This is a genomic window from Streptococcus danieliae, assembly GCF_013415245.1.
GTDB lineage: Bacteria > Bacillota > Bacilli > Lactobacillales > Streptococcaceae > Streptococcus > Streptococcus danieliae_A.
The window spans coordinates 1-17,498 of the sequence record NZ_JACBXX010000104.1 but is presented as its reverse complement, the minus strand read 5'-3'; the positions used below and the strand labels follow the sequence as shown (position 1 = coordinate 17,498).

General features: G+C 44.1%; 20 protein-coding genes and 1 pseudogene. 2 read left to right on the top strand and 19 right to left on the bottom strand.

The window, feature by feature from the left end; genetic code table 11:
* Window positions 1–14: 14 nt before the first annotated feature.
* From HZY94_RS04220 to HZY94_RS04200, 5 genes are all read right to left on the bottom strand, one after another.
* Window positions 15–773, bottom strand: coding sequence for a ribonuclease HII (locus HZY94_RS04220; protein ID WP_179925133.1), 759 nt, complete (start codon window positions 771–773; stop codon window positions 15–17).
* On the bottom strand, window positions 760–1,611 hold the full coding sequence (gene ylqF, locus HZY94_RS04215) for a ribosome biogenesis GTPase YlqF (protein ID WP_179925132.1): 852 nt from the start codon (window positions 1,609–1,611) through the stop codon (window positions 760–762). The genes HZY94_RS04220 and ylqF overlap by 14 nt, the downstream gene beginning before the upstream one ends.
* Window positions 1,612–1,977: 366 nt before the next feature.
* Window positions 1,978–2,346, bottom strand: a complete 369-nt coding sequence (locus HZY94_RS04210) for a glyoxalase (protein WP_179925131.1) — start codon at window positions 2,344–2,346, stop codon at window positions 1,978–1,980.
* A gap of 58 nt (window positions 2,347–2,404) precedes the next feature.
* Window positions 2,405–2,845, bottom strand: coding sequence for a VOC family protein (locus HZY94_RS04205; protein ID WP_179925130.1), 441 nt, complete (start codon window positions 2,843–2,845; stop codon window positions 2,405–2,407).
* 161 nt (window positions 2,846–3,006) lie between these two features.
* Window positions 3,007–4,374, bottom strand: coding sequence for an acetaldehyde dehydrogenase (acetylating) (locus HZY94_RS04200; RefSeq protein WP_179925129.1), 1,368 nt, complete (start codon window positions 4,372–4,374; stop codon window positions 3,007–3,009).
* 217 nt (window positions 4,375–4,591) lie between these two features.
* Here HZY94_RS04200 and queG point away from each other — a divergent pair, with 217 nt between their 5' ends.
* On the top strand, window positions 4,592–5,719 hold the full coding sequence (queG, locus tag HZY94_RS04195) for a tRNA epoxyqueuosine(34) reductase QueG (RefSeq protein ID WP_160332239.1): 1,128 nt from the start codon (window positions 4,592–4,594) through the stop codon (window positions 5,717–5,719).
* A gap of 63 nt (window positions 5,720–5,782) precedes the next feature.
* Here queG and HZY94_RS04190 read toward each other — a convergent pair whose 3' ends face one another.
* From HZY94_RS04190 to HZY94_RS04135, 12 genes are all read right to left on the bottom strand, one after another.
* A complete protein-coding gene (locus HZY94_RS04190; RefSeq protein WP_179925128.1) occupies window positions 5,783–6,478 on the bottom strand; it encodes an XRE family transcriptional regulator in 696 nt (231 codons plus the stop codon).
* Window positions 6,479–6,582: 104 nt separating this feature from the next.
* Window positions 6,583–7,170: a ribosome biogenesis GTP-binding protein YihA/YsxC gene (gene yihA, locus HZY94_RS04185; RefSeq protein WP_179925127.1), complete on the bottom strand. Its 588-nt coding sequence runs from the start codon at window positions 7,168–7,170 to the stop codon at window positions 6,583–6,585.
* Between the two features lie 95 nt (window positions 7,171–7,265).
* Window positions 7,266–8,498: an ATP-dependent Clp protease ATP-binding subunit ClpX gene (gene clpX / locus HZY94_RS04180; RefSeq protein ID WP_179925126.1), complete on the bottom strand. Its 1,233-nt coding sequence runs from the start codon at window positions 8,496–8,498 to the stop codon at window positions 7,266–7,268.
* Window positions 8,499–8,518: 20 nt separating this feature from the next.
* The gene (locus HZY94_RS04175; RefSeq protein ID WP_179923975.1) at window positions 8,519–8,689 is read right to left on the bottom strand and encodes a hypothetical protein; all 171 of its coding nucleotides are present in this window, start codon (window positions 8,687–8,689) and stop codon (window positions 8,519–8,521) included.
* A 3-nt stretch (window positions 8,690–8,692) separates the two neighbouring features.
* Window positions 8,693–9,193: a dihydrofolate reductase gene (locus HZY94_RS04170; protein WP_179925125.1), complete on the bottom strand. Its 501-nt coding sequence runs from the start codon at window positions 9,191–9,193 to the stop codon at window positions 8,693–8,695.
* A gap of 65 nt (window positions 9,194–9,258) precedes the next feature.
* A complete protein-coding gene (locus tag HZY94_RS04165; protein ID WP_179925124.1) occupies window positions 9,259–9,864 on the bottom strand; it encodes a lysozyme family protein in 606 nt (201 codons plus the stop codon).
* On the bottom strand, window positions 9,864–10,835 hold the full coding sequence (locus tag HZY94_RS04160; protein ID WP_179925123.1) for a nucleoid-associated protein: 972 nt from the start codon (window positions 10,833–10,835) through the stop codon (window positions 9,864–9,866). Before HZY94_RS04160 ends, HZY94_RS04165 begins: the two co-directional genes overlap by 1 nt.
* Before the next feature lies 1 nt (window position 10,836).
* Complete coding sequence (gene glyA, locus HZY94_RS04155; protein WP_179925122.1) at window positions 10,837–12,093, bottom strand: serine hydroxymethyltransferase; 1,257 nt, start codon at window positions 12,091–12,093, stop codon at window positions 10,837–10,839.
* Window positions 12,090–12,689 (bottom strand): L-threonylcarbamoyladenylate synthase, encoded by a 600-nt coding sequence (locus HZY94_RS04150; RefSeq protein ID WP_179925121.1) that lies wholly within the window; start codon window positions 12,687–12,689, stop codon window positions 12,090–12,092. Before HZY94_RS04150 ends, glyA begins: the two co-directional genes overlap by 4 nt.
* Entirely contained in the window at window positions 12,670–13,515 is an 846-nt protein-coding gene (gene prmC / locus HZY94_RS04145; RefSeq protein WP_179925120.1) for a peptide chain release factor N(5)-glutamine methyltransferase, read from the bottom strand. Before prmC ends, HZY94_RS04150 begins: the two co-directional genes overlap by 20 nt.
* Window positions 13,516–14,595 (bottom strand): peptide chain release factor 1, encoded by a 1,080-nt coding sequence (prfA, locus tag HZY94_RS04140; protein ID WP_179923982.1) that lies wholly within the window; start codon window positions 14,593–14,595, stop codon window positions 13,516–13,518.
* Between the two features lie 2 nt (window positions 14,596–14,597).
* The gene (locus HZY94_RS04135; RefSeq protein WP_179925119.1) at window positions 14,598–15,179 is read right to left on the bottom strand and encodes a thymidine kinase; all 582 of its coding nucleotides are present in this window, start codon (window positions 15,177–15,179) and stop codon (window positions 14,598–14,600) included.
* Window positions 15,180–15,289: 110 nt separating this feature from the next.
* On the opposite strand from HZY94_RS04135, the pseudogene HZY94_RS04130 reads away from it, so the two are divergent.
* Window positions 15,290–15,472, top strand: a pseudogene (locus HZY94_RS04130) (4-oxalocrotonate tautomerase).
* A 46-nt stretch (window positions 15,473–15,518) separates the two neighbouring features.
* Here the strand turns inward: HZY94_RS04130 and HZY94_RS04125 are convergent.
* Window positions 15,519–16,859: an MATE family efflux transporter gene (locus tag HZY94_RS04125; protein ID WP_179925118.1), complete on the bottom strand. Its 1,341-nt coding sequence runs from the start codon at window positions 16,857–16,859 to the stop codon at window positions 15,519–15,521.
* A gap of 186 nt (window positions 16,860–17,045) precedes the next feature.
* A partial coding sequence (locus HZY94_RS04120; RefSeq protein ID WP_306538575.1) for a group II intron maturase-specific domain-containing protein occupies window positions 17,046–17,498 on the bottom strand: 453 nt, incomplete at its 5' end.

Sequence of the window (17,498 nt, the reverse complement as noted above, 5' to 3'; positions counted from 1 at the left end):
AAAGAAATGAAAAATTAACGATCCTTGAGGGGGGCGAAGGTCATTCTGTGGATGGGACAAGGACCTAGTTGGGCTAGACCTTGTAGATGGTTCGCTGTCCCATAGCCTACATTATTGGCAAAATCGTAACCTGGAAACTGCTGATCATAGGTCTCCATGAGCCGATCCCGCTCCACCTTGGCAATAATGCTGGCTGCCGCAATCGACTGACTGAGGGCATCCCCCTTAATCAAACTGGTTTGCGGTAGTGGAAGATCCAACTCCATGGCATCAATCAAAAGATAGTCCGGCTGGATCTCCAGCTGCTTGATTGCTTCCTTCATCGCCAGCTTACTAGCCTGGTAAATATTGACCTGATCAATCATTGCCGCATCAATTTGGCCAATGCCGATGGCAAGCGCTTCTGCCGTAATGGCCTCATAGACTTCCAATAATTTCTTTTTGCTTAATTTTTTAGAGTCATTAATCCCCATAATCCGACTGGACTCTGGCAAAATAACTGCCGCAGCCAGGACCGGCCCCGCTAAAGGCCCGCGACCAACTTCGTCAACCCCAGCGATTGCTGTGTATCCTTGGGCATACAACTCCTTTTCAAAAGCCATCAAGGATTCCACACGCTCCTGCTCAGCCAAGGCAAGCTGCAACTGCTTTTGCCGCTGCACCAAGAGCTTCTGAACCCCCTGCCGTGAATCCTCCTGCAAGTCCAGAAAAAGAGGGTGGTCCAAGCGATCCACCCCTGCTAATAAGGCCTTAATTTCATTAATCGTTGCCATCTACATCACCTACTCGGTCCAAGGTATAACGTCCCAGCTTGCCATCACGAACCTCTTTGACAAACAATTGATAGAAACGGTCATAATCCTCTCGAAAACCTAACAAGCTTGTCCCATCCATAATATAATCCGGTGTTTCAAGCTCCAAGGATAGCTTTGGAAAACGCTCCTGTAATCGTTCTGGATAATAGGTTTTAAAATAATCCAGTCCAAAAATCGTCACCTCGTCCATCGGTAGCAACTGGTCTTTGATGGCGCCCGTTAGAGCTAGTTTCAAAGCCACTTGCTCATCCTCAAATTTTGGCCACAGAATTCCTGGTGTGTCTAAAATTTCCAAATCCTTGTTAGTCCGCAACCACTGTTGGCCCTTGGTCACACCTGGCTTATTGCCTGTTACCGCTATTTTTTTACCCGCCAAACGATTCATCAAGGTCGATTTTCCAGCATTGGGAATCCCAATAATCATGGTTCGCAGGGTCTGTGTCCGGATGCCCCGCTCTTCTTGCCGTTGTAATTTGGCAGCCATAAGCGTTTTCGCGGCCTCGGTCACTTTCTTGACACTGGAGGCTTCCTTGGAATTTAAAGCCAAAACCGTCTTGCCTTGCTTTTCAAAATAGGAACGCCATTCTTGGGTTACTTGCGAATCTGCCAAATCGGCCTTGTTGAGAATCAGCAACTGTGGCTTATCCCCGACAATCTTTGTTAACATCGGATTTTGACTCGATAGGGGCAAGCGCGCATCGACCAAGACCGTCACAAAATCGACAAACTTGAGACTCTCCTGCACCTGCCGTCTCGCCTTGGACATGTGCCCAGGGAACCATTGAATTGTTGCCATCGTTAAAATCTCCTTCACTACAAGTTTTTAGCGGAAGTTCACTCTTCCTATTCGTCCTTCTATTCAACCAGGGCCTATTCAGGGGATTGCTCTTGATAAATCCGACCAATAATAGAGTCCCCCGATACCAGAAAAAATGACTGATCAACTCATCAATCAAATTGAAAACAGTTATGTCACTTTATTGAATTAAAACAGCTAGAAACGCTATTAAATCAACGTTTCCAACTGTTTTTTATATAATCCTATTCATTATACCACATTCCGCTGCTCTTTGAAGGAGAGACTCGCCCCCCTCTTATTTTTAAAATCAAGAAAAGGCTGATCCTAAAATCAACCTTTCTTGTTCTGTTCAAATCGAATCGTCTAGTTGCCCTTAACTGCAAAGTAGAGACCAGATGGACTGGCAAAGTTAAAGGTCTTAAAGGGCATCTCTGTTACTGGACTGCAGGTGTCCGTCAAAGCAGAAATTTTTTCATATAGGGCTTGGATCTCATCCACCTCAAAAAGAATGCTCGGTACATTATCTGCAACTTCTGGCGATACTTGCTGAATAAACTCCTTGGCAAAAACTGTGATGGTTACAGTTGAATCCGCATGGGGTTTCATATCAAAGGTGTCAAACCCCATCATTTCACTTTCTGAAATAATGACAAAACCTGCTTCCGACCAAAAAACCTTCTCAGCTGCCACATCCGCAACATAAAGCATCAATCCAAAATCTTTTCTAAACATCAGTTAGCTGTTCGTTCAGTTAGGAAATCTAACCAAACTCTCCTTTCTCTCTATACCCTTAAAATTTCACGTTTTCTGACACAAAGCCTGGAATGTCCGCATTGATTTGCCAGTTCATGCCAAATTTATCAATCAAATTTCCATAAGCAGGACTCCATGGTGTCTCTTGAAGTTCAAGGTCAATTTTCTGAGCATCTGCAGCCAATTTATCATAAAGGACTTTAGCAGCCTCTGCTGAATCCAATTGGATACATGCGGTCATATTGGTTCCTTGAACGTATTCAAATTGTGGCCCATTGTCAGAGATTTGCATCCGAATACCATTGATGTTGAGGTTGGCATTAAGAACCAAGTTTTTAGCTTCTGCTGGCGTATCAGGTATCGCTTGACCATAAGTTAAACATGAGACAACCTCTGCATCAAAAACATTTTTGTAAAACTCAACGGCTTCAAGACCATTATTGTCCGTTACCAAGTAAACTTCGATTGACTTAATCATTTTGTATTTCCTTCATTTTTGATGATTCTATCCTATCATCAACTAACAAGAAAGGCAAAATATGTGACTGCTAATAGGTGAACTGAGCCGATACACTAGACTACACTTCTCACTAATTAACTCAAAAGCACAAGGGACAGCCGAAAGCCGTCCCTTTGAACTTACAAATCGCTAATTTCCTTGTCGCCATAAGCCAGGTAGCGAATATTGATCAGATTTTTTGGTCCGATATTGTCTGAGGTTGACCCATTTCCAATCGCGCCACAGCCCAGCATCATGGATGGTAGAAAGGCTGTTGTAGCTCCTACTGCCCCTAGGGCTGAACCAACGTTCACCAGAACACGTGACACAGGACTATGAAGGAAAAAGGCTTCTACAACGGCCTCATCGGCTGTATGAAGCGAGAGAGTATGGCCCAAGCCTTTTAATTCAAGGACTTTGCGGCTCAAAGCCAGACCTTCTTCCCAATCCTTTACCCGATAAAAAGCAAGAACTGGACAAAGTTTCTCTGTTGAATATGGATAGTCACGACCAACCTGGTTTTCTTCGGAGATGATCACCTGAGTACCTGTTGGAATCGCGACACCAGCAATTTGTCCCAGTGTTTCCGCATCTTTCCCAACCATGGCTGGATTCATGAGGCCATTTCGTTGAATCATCAGCTTCCCAAATTTATCAGCATCTGGACCGGTGATGAAATAGGCTCCTTGTTTGATAAACTCTTCTTTAACAGTTTCAGCAATACTGTCGTCTACAATAACTGACTGTTCGGAGGCGCAGATAACCCCATTGTCAAAGGTTTTAGATGCAATAATCCGTTCAACAGTTCGTGGAATATCCGCTGTTTTCTCGATATAACATGGAACATTTCCTGGACCCACCCCAATCGCTGGAGTTCCAGATGAATAGGCAGCCTTAACCATGGCCTTGCCGCCGGTTGCTAAAATCATCTTGGTGTCCCGATCATCCATCAATTCCTGAGTCGCTTCTAACGAAGCATACTCTAAATAAGACACTGCATTTTCAGGCGCCCCGAAATCTTTCAAGGCTTGACGGATTACTGCAACTGTTGCCTCAATACACTTGGCCGCACTTGGATGAGGAGAAAAAATGATGGCATTTGCCGTTTTCAAGGCAATCATAGCTTTGAAAATAACCGTTGAGGTTGGATTAGTGGAGGGAATCAAGGCAGCAATCACCCCAACTGGTACAGCTGCTTCCATGACCTGTTTCGCTTCATATCGTTGAAGAACACCAACCGTTTTTAAGTCTTTGTACTCTTCGTACACACCCATGGAGGCAAGGGTATTTTTAGCCACCTTATCCTGCCATTTTCCATAGCCCGTTTCCTCATGAGCCATTTTCGCCAATTCTTCCCGTTTGGCGTAGGTTGCTTCAGCGACAGCTTTTACCAAGCCATCAATTTGTTCCTGGGACCAGGTTCCCAAAATTTCCTGGGCCGCTTTTGCGTCGCGAATTTGGTTGCGAACCGCCTGTTTAACAACTAGGTCTTTATCTATGAGATGCATAAGCACAGCTCCTTTCCTTAAGGATGTAGGCCTTGCAATGCCTTAGGGTCTCAAGCCCACATCGTCTGCAGACCCCTTAACCGCTTGTTTATATTTATATTATACTCTTTATGGAAGCGCTTAGCAAATGTTATGTGAAAAATGAACAAATTTTATTTTTAACATAACTTAATTTTTATTTGTTTTTGTTTTGGCAAAATTGAAGTATAATAAGACTATGAACCTAAAGGATGAGATTAAAGCGCTAGCGAAAGAAATCGGAATTTCAAAAATCGGCTTTACAACAGCCGATGATTTCAACTACTTAGAGAAATCTCTGCGATTAGCCAGAGAAGAAGACCGGTCTTCCGGCTTCGAACACAAGGTCATTGAAGAACGACTAGATCCCAAACTGAGCCTAGCTTCAGCTAAAACAATCATTTCCATTGCCCTAGCCTATCCCCATAAACTACCAACCCCAGCCGAAAAATCCCAATTCAAAAGAGGGAAATTCACCCCCTCTTCCTGGGGAATTGACTACCACTACCTCCTCCAGGATAAAATGGAGCAATTAGCGGCAGCCATCCGTCAGCTGGATACCCAACTGGAATACAAAACGATGGTCGATACCGGTGCCCTGGTGGATACGGCTGTTGCCCAACGAGCCGGTCTGGGCTTCATCGGGAAAAATGGCCTTTTGATTACCAAAGAATACGGATCCTATGTTTTTTTAGGGGAACTGGTGACCAATTTAGAAATTGAACCCGACCAACCAGTTCCCAATGGTTGCGGCGATTGTACCCGTTGCCTCACCTCCTGTCCAACCTCCTGTCTGCTTGGTGATGGGACCATGAACGCTAAACGCTGCCTGTCCTTTCAAACCCAGGACAAGGGCATGATGGACCTGGAATTCCGTAAAAAAATTAAAACCGTTATTTATGGCTGCGACATCTGCCAGATTTCCTGTCCTTATAACAAAGGTATTCTCAACCAAGCCCACACAGAAATTGATCCAGAGCTAGCCCAGCCTCAGCTCCTCCCCTTTCTGGAATTGAGTAACGGGCAGTTCAAGGAAAAATTTGGCCATGTAGCTGGTTCCTGGCGTGGCAAGAACATTCTTCAACGCAATGCCATTATCGCCCTGGCCAACAGTCGAGACCGATCTGCCATTCCTAAATTACTGGAAATTATCGACAAATCCCAAAATAAAATCCACGTAGCAACCGCTATCTGGGCCATCGGACAAATTGTTCCCCAGCCAAATCCTGAAATGATTACCTTTATCGAAACCTTGACAGGATTGGATGAGGACGGACAAGCAGAACAAGCAAGACTCCTCAATAAATGGCAAGTAGCTACTGACTAATCTTCAAAAGGTAAAACACATCCGTCCTCTACAGCAACGGATGTGTTTTTTCATTTATACATACTAAAGCTCTTCGACAGGACGAAAATGACCAATAACCTTACCAACAATCCGAAAATCGTCATCAGGACCAGCGAACAGGTCCTCATAGTTGTCATTGAAGGAGACAATCCGGTATCCCCCCTCTTCTCGGTAAACCCGCTTGATGTAGGCACGACCATTTAAAGAAATGGCATAAACAGCGCCATCATAGTCAAAACCGTCATCATCAAAGAGGGCAACTTCCCCATCAAAATACTGAGGCTCCATGGAATCCCCTTGGATAAAGGAAGCAAAGTCATAGGAATATTCTTGATCTGTATAAACCGTCTGGAAGGACTGCTCATCATAGTAAGTCTCTCCGAAACCAGCAGATAAGGGCACTTGATCTAGGACTTGGACTGCAAACAGGGACACAAGCTTCTCTTGAATCGAATCCTTCTGTGTTTCTAATAGCCGTTCGACATAATCCTCTGCCTTTCTCTTGTTGTCAGTATTCAACTGGAGATAGGGTTGGACAATGGCATACTCAGACTCAAAATAGGTTTCCTCCACCCCAAAATACTGGCTTAAGTGTTGCAAATGAGCCTGATTAGGCCGCGCCCGTTCCAATTCCCAGCTGGCATAGGAAGCTCGATTAATACCCAAAACAAGCGCTAAATCAGCCTGTGTCCGCCCCTCTTGTTGCCGTAACGTTTTTAATCGTTGACCAGAAAACATAAAAATCTCCCTTGTGTGTTTTATAAAACACATTATATAATAAAAAGAAATCCTTGTCCATTCTCTTATCGAGAGGAACAAGGAAATTTCATCAGTCTCCTCGGTTAAATTTTGGACAGAATAGCATCCCAGGCCTGATCAATTCCGTGTTTGGTTTCAGATGAAAAGAGAACAAAGTCATCGCTAGGATCAAAGTCCAACTTGTCCTTAATCATTTTTTCATGCTTATTCCAACGACTTCTAGGGATTTTATCAACCTTGGTCGCAACGAGAATCACAGGGATCTCATAATATTTAAGGAAATCGTACATTTGGACATCATCCTGGGATGGAGCATGGCGAAAATCAACCAGGCTCACGACCGCTTGAAGATTTTCCCGACTTGTTAGGTATTCTTCAATCATCTTCCCCCATTTTTCACGTTCTTTTTTAGAGACTTTGGCATAACCATAACCAGGGACGTCTACAAATCGTAATTGGCCATCAATATCAAAAAAATTCAAGAGTTGGGTTTTTCCTGGTTTACTGGAGGTCCGTGCCAGATTTTTTCGATTCAAAATCCCATTAATAAAGCTGGATTTTCCAACATTTGAACGGCCAGCCATAGCGATTTCAGGAATATCATCCTGTGGGTAATGACTTTTATTGGTGGCACTCAGAAGTAAATCTGCATTGTGTGTGTTTAATTCCATTCTATCTCCTTAAAAAAGGAGCGGGATCTGGATCCCTACTCCCCCTTTTATTCTTTATACTCTCGAGCCTATATTTGGTTAAACGAGTTTGAGTATTAAGCTGTTTCTAAAATAGGTTTTTCCAAACCAAGAACAGCTTCCTTGGTGATGCGAACAGTTTTCACATCTTCCTCACTCGGAACTTCAAACATAATATCCATCATGGTTTCCTCAATGATAGAGCGAAGACCACGAGCTCCTGTTTTCCGATCAATGGCTAAACGGGCAATTTCTTCCAAGGCTCCGTCTTCAAACTCCAAATCTACATCATCATAAGATAATAGAGTCTGGTATTGTTTCACCAAGGCATTCCGTGGTTCTTTCAAAATCCGGACTAAGTCTTGAACTTCTAACGGCTCCAAGGCCGCAAAAATTGGCAAACGTCCAATCAATTCAGGGATGATTCCGAATTTTTGAATGTCCTCAGAAACGATTTCTTGCATGTAGGAACCATTCTCATCGATAGCCTTGTTGTTTTGGCCAAAACCAATAATTTTTTCCCCCAGGCGTTGTTTGACAATCTCTTCGATTCCGTCAAAGGCACCACCTACGATAAAGAGGATATTTTTGGTATCGACTTGAATCATTTCCTGTTGCGGGTGCTTACGACCGCCTTGAGGGGGTACGCTGGCAACAGTTCCTTCAATAATTTTTAGCAAGGCTTGTTGCACACCTTCACCAGAAACGTCACGTGTGATAGAAACATTCTCGCTCTTCTTAGCGATTTTATCAATCTCATCCACGTAGATAATGCCACGTTCTGCTCGTTCAATATTGAAGTCAGCTGCCTGTAGCAATTTTAGGAGAATGTTTTCAACATCTTCCCCGACATAGCCGGCTTCCGTTAGAGCCGTTGCATCTGCAATGGCGAACGGAACATTCAAGCTTTTAGCCAAGGTTTGGGCCAAAAAGGTCTTTCCTGATCCGGTTGGGCCAATCATGAGGATGTTGGATTTTTGAAGTTCAACATCCGTTTCCTCGTCTCGGTTATCATGGAAATTAATCCGTTTGTAGTGGTTATAAACAGCCACGGCCAAGGCCCGCTTAGCCCGGTCCTGACCAATCACATAATGATTTAAAATAGCCAAGAGTTCTTGTGGTTTTGGCACTTCCGATAGATCTGCCAACACTTCTTCTGCCAGTTCTTCACGAATAATTTCTTGGGCTAATTCGACACACTCATTACAGATGAATGCGTTATTTCCAGCAATGATCTTTTTTACTTCATCTTGGTTTTTACCACAGAAGGAACAATAAATCATCACTTCATTTGATCTCGATTTCGACATAAATAAATCTAACTCCTAGATTAAAATAAAGTATTATAAACCGCGTGAATCGTGTTCACCAAATTTGTAAAAGCGTTCAACATAAAAAATGCTGTTAAACCGTAGCGCCGTTTTTGAAAAGATTGCATGGCACACAAAACACAAATCACTCCAAGCAGGGCTGTAAAAAGTCCAAATAGATTGCGTTCCATTTTTTATGCTGTCCTCCTATATTTATAAATTGTAAAGGGAATAGAGGCGGTTGGCTGCTCTAAACGCTCAAACAGCTCAAAGGACTGCCAAGAAAAAGCTTTTGGAAAATAAACATCTCCTGCAAACTTCCCATGAATCTCCGAACACACCAGTTCATCCAGGTAATCTTCAAAAGCACAGAAAATCTCTCGGCCACCGATGACATAGAGATCCAAATCCTGCTTCTGGTACCAGTCCAAAACCTGCTCAACAGAATGGCAAACCAAAACATCCGGATGGTCAACTTGGTAATCCGGATCCCGCGTTAGAATCAGACTTGTCCGGCCCGGTAAGACACGTCGCCCCATTCCATCAAAGGTGACACGTCCCATTAGCAGGGCCTGGCCCATGGTTGTGGTTTTGAAATGACTCAATTCTTCTGGAATACGCCAGGGAAGATGACCATCTTGGCCAATTAAACCTTCCTGATCTTGAGCCCAAATCGCTTTTATTTTCTTGGGCACCTTGTTCCCCCCTTACTTGCTTGTTTTTATTTTATCAAAAGCGAACCCAAAATGGGGAAATCAAGCTAGCTAAAACGCTCAAAAAAACGAATCACATCTAAATTCAAGCGAACTTGATTGGCATAAAAATAATTTCCACCATCGCGGTAAAGTTCTGCCCCATGAAAGATTGAAATGGGGGTCCAATAGGAATAGGTCTCGCCCTTGGAATTTCCTAGACTCGGTGCTACAACATCTCGAGAATAGGCGCGTGCCAGATCGAGACTGGTTTTCTGGCCATTTTCTGCCACATAATCGATATAGGCCTCTCCAAAATTATAGGCTTGAACCGCAGTCCATTCATCAACCCCTAATTCTTGACTATGGAGATAATAATTGTTGAGTGTTTTCACCCCATGAGCAACACTTTCTTGGGGACTGGCCAAGGAGTCGACTTGACCGGTCAAACTTTCACTGGCCTGCATAATATCCTGGCCTTGGCCCTTGGTTTCTGTATAAATAATCGCCAGCACCAAATCAGGATCCAAGGATGAATTTTCCTTGCTTAAAGCTGCTTCCACCATCGGTTGGAACTGACGCACACGGGCCACGGTTTGAGCAGTCTGCCAGGCTCGCCACAATCCTAGGACCAATAAAACTAATACTAGTAAACTCACACATCGTTTTAACATTAGAGACTCTCAATCGCATCCACATTTTTGATCAGAATCGAATAGGTGCCATCCTCATTCATGATAAACTCCACTGATTCCGCGTCTTCATAAACTGGATTAGGTACAATTAGCTGGATTCCATTCGACAGCGATAGCTTCTGATTTTCCAATCGCTTCAATTGACGTTGGCTATCGATCTCTTGAAACTGAATCGTTTCAGGAATTTCCTCCTTCATCTGATCAATAAAGGTTAGACGAGCTGTCAAATTGTCTTGAAACAAATCATTAGCAATATCCTCTGGCCGTAACTCCTGCTTCTCCTCTAAGTTTTTATGCAAGGAGGATTTAAGTTTTGATTGGAATTGGAAATCATCTGCTTGAAAACTTTCAGCAATTTTTTGAGCCGCTTTTTCCATCGTCTGGATTGATTTTTTGGGAGACGGAGCTAACTCTACTTCCAATAATTTTTCCGAAAAATAATGAAGGAAACTGCCCTGAGCTTTGATGCGCTTTTCCAATAAAAAGTACTGACCAGTCACCCGATTCACAACCAAACCTTCATCTGGACTAGCTCCAAAACCAGGTAAATGGTTCTGCGTTAACTGAATTCGGTTCTCTTCTTGACCTAAATCAGTCAAACTATCGCGAAGGACCAAGCGTAAAAAGGCAAAATGGCTCTGCCCTTCTTTCTCAAAGCCAACAAAAATCAAATCGTTCATTTTCTGGTTCTCAGCCTCTTTAAAGGCTTCTAACCAGAGCTGACTAATTGTTCGCGAGCTTGTCATCAAATCATCTTGGATATGGCTGAAAAAGGTGTTTTCCGAGTCGAAAGCACCTTTTTTAGCATCCTCTGAATAGACTTTTTCAATTTTTTTCCGAAGGTATTCATCAATACGAGGGGATAATTCGAGGGGTTCTTTGGAAAATTGCAGGTCTAAACTTTGGGGTGAAAATTGATGGATAATCGCTTCCTTAATATAAATGTCCATACTAATCCTTGTATAGCGGGAAGGCACTGGTCAATTCAGCCACCTCTGCCTTCACTTCTTCTAGGACAGCTGGCTGATCTGCTGCTTTCAAGGTTTTAATAATCAAGGCAGCGACCTTCCGAGCTTCTTCTTCCTTAAAGCCACGAGCTGTGATGGCTGGAGTTCCGATACGGATACCAGAGGTTTTAAAAGGTGATAGTTGCTCGTATGGAATGGAATTTTTGTTCAAGGTAATATGAACATCATCCAGGAGTTGTTGGGCAACTTTTCCATTTTCAACGACCTTTGTCACATCAACCATAAAGAGGTGATTGTCAGATCCACCAGAAATCACACGGAATTCCTCATCTTGAAGGAAAACTTCAACCATGGCTTGAGTGTTTTTTAAAACCTGTTGCATGTAATCTTTGAAGGCTGGATCCAGCACCTCTTTAAAAGCAACTGCCTTAGCAGCAATCACATGCTCTAGGGGACCACCTTGAAGGCCTGGGAAAATCGCTGAATTGATTTTCTTGGCCAAGTCTTCATCATTGGTCAGGATCAAGCCCCCCCGTGGCCCCCGGAGGGTTTTGTGGGTTGTAGACGTTACCACATGGGCAAAAGGTATGGGATTAGGATGAAGACCCGCAGCTACCAAACCGGCAATATGGGCCATATCAACCATGAGGTAGGCATTGACCGAGTCCGCAATCTGACGCAGGCGTTCAAAATCGAGAATCCGAGAATAGGCAGAGGCTCCAGCCACAATCAGTTTTGGTTGGTGTTCCTTGGCTAAGGATTCTAATTCATCGTAGGACAGCAATTCTGTCTCTGGATCAACATTATAAGGGATAAACTGATAGGTTTTTCCAGAAAAACTAACCGGTGACCCATGGGTCAAATGGCCACCCGCTGACAAATCCATTCCTAGAATGGTATCTCCTGGTTGCACCAAGGCCATATAAGCCGCAGCATTAGCCTGGGAGCCCGAATGCGGTTGGACATTGGCAAAGCCAGCTCCAAAAATTTCTTTAGCCCGTTCAATGGCGAGATTTTCGACCACATCAACAGCCTCTGTACCACCGTAGTAACGACGTCCAGGATAGCCCTCTGCATATTTATTGGTCAGCAGGGAACCTTGGGCAGCCATAACGGCTTTGGAAACAACATTTTCCGACGCAATCAATTCAATATTTTCTTCCTGGCGTTTGGTTTCTGCATCGATTGCTGCCCATAGTTCTGGGTCATAGTTGCGGTAATCCGTATTTTCAAAAATCATTTTTCCACCTCTTTAAAGTTTAACTGGGGAATCACTGCTTGTAAGTCTTCCTGGGTAATGGCACCTTGCCTGAGAATCCGAGCCGGCTCTTGGGATAAATCGAGAATCGTCGAGTCAACTCCTGTTAAAAAGGCATCATCTGCTAAACCCGGGACAGAAATATCTTGTTGAATGTCCTGGAACTTCTGACCACTACTGGCACCACTTAAATTAGCAGATGGGCCAATCAAAGGACCGGTTTCCTGAATGAGTTGCAGCGTCAAGGGATGGTCCGGCATCCGAAAACCAACCGTTGGTAAACCGGAATTGATCCAAACCGGAACATTGTCCCCTGCCTTTAGAAGAATGGTCAAGGGACCGGGCCAAAAGTGGGCCACTAGGTCTTGAAAATAAGGGGGAATCTCATCCGCGTATTCTGTTACTTGATCAAGGTTCGCAATATTGAGATTCATGGCCTTATCTCTGGGCCTCTGTTTAAGCCTATAAACCAAATCCACTGCGTCTTGGTCCAAGGCTTTGGCAAAAAGTCCATAAACCGTTTCCGTTGGCAAAATCACAGCTCGACCAGCTTCTAACTCATTCTTTAAGATTTCCATCTACTACCACCATCCGATCCTGTCCAAATTGATCCTGCAGCACTCTAACACGAGCCTTGGGAAAAGCTGCTTGAAAGAGACCTTGGACCGCTTGCCCCTGCTTATAGCCAATCTCTAAATAAATCTTACCTCTGGGTTTTAAAGAAGCTCGTGATTCTACGGCTAATTTTCTGTACAGGGCTAAACCATCTTCCTCTGCAAATAAGGCTGTATGGGGTTCTGAGTGGAGGACGTTCAAACCGACTTCCTCCCGATCTTCCCAAGCAATGTAGGGCGGATTTGACACAATAATATCAAAGAGTCCTGTCAAATCTCCCAATAGATCACTTTGCAACAAACGTACCTGCTCCTGCAAGCCTAGTCGCTCACGATTAAGGTCAGCAACTTCTAGCGCCGCCTGAGAAATATCGGACGCCCAAACCTCCCAAGTCGGTCTTTTGTGGGCCACTGATAGGGCAATGGCGCCACTCCCCGTTCCCACATCTACCATTCGTAGATTCTGGTCGGGATTTTCTGCCAAAAGCAAATCAACTAACTCTGCTGTTTCTGGCCTGGGAATTAAAACTCGTTCATCTACTAGAAATTCCAGATCAGCAAAGTCTGTTTTGCCAAGAATATACTGGACCGGTTCATGGGCCATCAGGCGCTTATGGTAGGACTCCAGCTGGGCTAACACCTCAGCCTCTTCTTCTTTTTGCAAAAAGAAAACAAAATCAGTAAAGGTCCAGTCAAAGACTTGACGGATTAGAAAATCAAAGGCTTCCGGCTCTTCGCCAACTTGTATGAGTTGTTGGTGAAATTCTTGGAATCGTTGGCTGTATTTCATCTACTGGTTCAAAGCCTCTAATTTCTGCGTCTGATCATACAAGACCAAGGCATCGACCACTTCATCTAACTTACCGGATAAAATACTATCTAACTTTTGCAGGGTCAAACCGATTCGATGGTCTGTTACGCGATTCTGTGGGAAGTTATAGGTCCGAATCCGTTCGGAACGGTCACCCGTACCGATGGTTGATTTACGTTCAGCATCCTGCTCGTCTTGGGCAATCTGGGCAAAATGATCCGCCACCCGGGCACGGATGATTTTCATAGCCTTATCACGATTTTTTTGCTGGGTCCGTTCTTCCTGCATTTCAACCTTAATATTGGTTGGCAAATGCACAATCCGAACGGCAGTCGCCACCTTATTGACGTTCTGACCACCAGCTCCTGAGGCATGGTAGATATCCACCCGCAGGTCTTTAGGATCAATGTCGTATTCCACTTCTTCGATTTCTGGCATAACCAAGACAGTTGCCGTTGAGGTGTGCACGCGGCCTTGACTCTCTGTCACTGGAACCCGCTGAACCCGATGCGCACCGGATTCATATTTGAGCTTGGAATAAACAGATTGGCCAGAGACCATAGCGACAACTTCTTTAAAACCACCAACACCATTCATCGAAGTTTCCATAACTTCAAAGCGCCAGCCTTGGGTTTCTGCATATTTCTGGTACATGGTCAAGAGGTCCCCTGCAAAGAGGGCCGCCTCATCGCCACCAGCTGCTCCCCGAATTTCCAAGATAATGTTTTTATCATCATTTGGATCCTTGGGCAATAAGAGGATTTTCAATTGAGCTTCATAATCTTCTTTGGCCTGCTTGGATTCTTTCAATTCCATCTTAGCCATTTCTTCCAACTCGGCATCACCAGCGGCATCCTTAATCATCTCTTCTGCATCTGTAATGGACTGTAGGACCCGCTTGTATTCCCGATAGGTAGCTACTGTTTCCCGTGTCGAAGCCTCTTCACGAGAAAGCTCCATAAAGCGTTTGGTATCGCTGACGACCTGGGGATCACTCAAAAGTTCCCCCAACTCCTCATAGCGATCTTCCACCGCTTGTAATTGATCATAAATATTCATCCTCAGACAACTCCTTCTAATTCTGGATTAAAATAATGTCTTCTGCAAACCGATACATAGGTTTCGTTGCCCCCGATTTGAATTTGTTCGCCATCATACAGCGGCTTTCCATCTTGCATCCGGAGAACCATGGTTGCTTTTTTAGAACAATAATGACAAATGGTCTTAATCTCTTCAATCTTATCTGCAAAGAGTAAAAGGTATTTTGAACCTTCGAACAATTCATTTCGGAAATCATTCTTTAAACCAAAGGCCATAACCGGAATATCTAATTCATCCACGACCCTTGCCAGGGCAAAAACATGATGCCGCTTGAGAAATTGAGCTTCATCAATCAGGACACAATAAAGGTCCTCTTGCTCTTTTTCAATAAAGCCAAAGAGATCAAACTCATCGTCAATGGCCAAGGCTTCCCGCCGCATGCCGATCCGACTGGATACCATTCCGACGCCATCTCGGGTATCTAGGGCCGAGGTCATGATCAAGACCCGTTTCCCCTGTTCTTCATAATTATGGGCTACTTTAAGAATTTCAATGGTCTTCCCTGAATTCATTGTCCCATACTTAAAATAGAGCTGCGCCATGATTCAACTTTCTAAAAAATTATTTCTACCAATTATACACTAAATCTCAGGAAATTTACAGTCTTTTACCGAGGCTCTTTATGGTAGAATAGCTTTAAAGGAGGAAGACAATGCCATTTGTAAAAATCGAATTATTTGAAGGACGAAGCCTGGAATAAAAACAAGCCTTGGCTGCAGAAGTAACCGAATCTGTTATGAAGCACACAGGAGCTCCCAAGGAAGCTATCCATGTCTTTATTCAAGACTTGCCTGAGGGAACCTATTATCCCCAAGGACAAATGAAAACCAAATAGGAAGTATCTAAAAACGACAGTCGCAAAACTGTCGTTTTTAGTATTCTTAAAGCTCCCGCTTCTGGACCGCGGCCATCCGCCAAGGCAAAAGGAAGGCACAAGCCCATAGGCCAATATTCAAGCCAATCCAGTAAGCATCTGGTCCTAACTGAAATACACGATCCAAGAGATAGCCCAAGGGAAGGGCGATTCCCCAATAACTAATCAGTCCAATGACAAAGGGATAACTTGTATCCTTGTAGCCCCGTAAAATACCTTGAACAGGGGATACCAAGGCATCTGCAAATTGAAAAAAGAGGGCATAGACCAAAAAATTACTGCTTAAGCGGATAAATTCTGGATCTTTACCATAGAGAGCTGCCACTTGATCACGGAAAACATAGAGGAAGGTTAGCGTAACTCCGGCAAAGAGAATCGCAATCAGCCGCCCAATCCGGCTATAAGCCAGCACATCGGCCTGCCGTTTGCCTCCTCTTTCATAAGAAATAATAATGGCCATAGCCATGGAAATACTGAGCGGAAAGGCATACATCAAATTCGAAAAATTCATGGCTGCCTGGTGACTGGCAATCACCTCGGAAGAAAAACGAGCCATAAAGAAACCAACCGTTGCAAATATGGCAGATTCAACAAAAACAGCTCCCCCAATTGGCAAACCCAACAACCATCCTTCTTTGAAGGCCGGAAAGTAAAGCCCTTGGGGTTTCAAAACGCCATAGGATTTGATTTGCGGATGCCAGAGCATGACCCCTACAACTACTACCAGCAAAGCCCAATAGGCAAGAGACGTGCCTAAACCCGCCCCTGCTCCTCCCAATTCCGGAAGCGGACCGATTCCATAAATTAATAAATAGTTAAAAAAGGCATTAAAGGGCAATAGCAACAACATCAGGTACATGGATAGCTTTGTCAGTCCCAAGGCATCAAAAAATGACCGGAAAACACTAAACAAGAGCAGGGGCAAAATCCCTAGCAACATGAAGTGAAGATAGTCTTTCCCCACCTTCAGAACCTCTATTTGCAAGCCTAAACTTTCTAATAAAAGCGGAGCACCAAAACCAATGATGATTAAGAAAAGGATCGCTAAGATCAAAGACAGATAGATAAACTGCCAGACATCCCTCACAACCTTCTCTCTCTGCCCCTGCCCCAAATGATGACCAATAATCGGCACCAAGGCCGAGATAGTCCCTGTCACCAGCGTAAAGAGCGGATGCCAAATACTGGTAGCCATGGCCACCCCCGCTAAATCTAAAGTTCCATACTGGCCCGTCATCATGGTATCGACAAACGAGGCTGAAAAATTAGCCATCTGATAGACTAAAATCGGCAAAAAGATTTGGAAGAAAACCTTCACTTTTTCAATATTCGAATCGGTTGGACGCACGAAGCCACCACCTCCATTTCAATAGGCTCACACGAATCACCAAAATCCAAACTCTCGCAGGATTTAATGTTCAATGAGTATAAGTATACCAAAAGAGAGCTGCTGAGAATAGCTGTTCCAAATCGAGTAGAGGCTAATTTCTAGTCCCTCTCACACCACCGTGCGTGCCGTTCGGCACACGGCGGTTCAACTAACTTTTAACGCATGTCGTTTAAGATAGAAATCTAGACAAGAAACCAGTCCTCTTTTAGTAAGGGCTGGTTTTGATATAGCTCGCTTTAAGACTGACTTTTGTGCCACTAGTTGATAGTGGTTACCCCAGCCAGATACTTTATCGGCTATCCATTTCGGAACACCTAGTTTCAGAAGTCCCCATAGTCGTCTCGATTTTTTCTTCCATTGCTTCCAGATAATGACTCGGATACGAGTTCGTAAACGCTCATCTATTTGCGTCAGTATCGTCTTCATATTACCAAGTGAGAAGTAATTTACCCAACCGCGGATAACCCAATTTAATCGTTCAATCCGTGTCGTTAGGTCAATGCTCCACTTCCTCGTCGTTAGTCGCTTCAGCTTGCGCTTAAAACTCTGTACACTATCTTGATGGGGACGGCATTTCCAGCCTTTCGGAGATTTCCA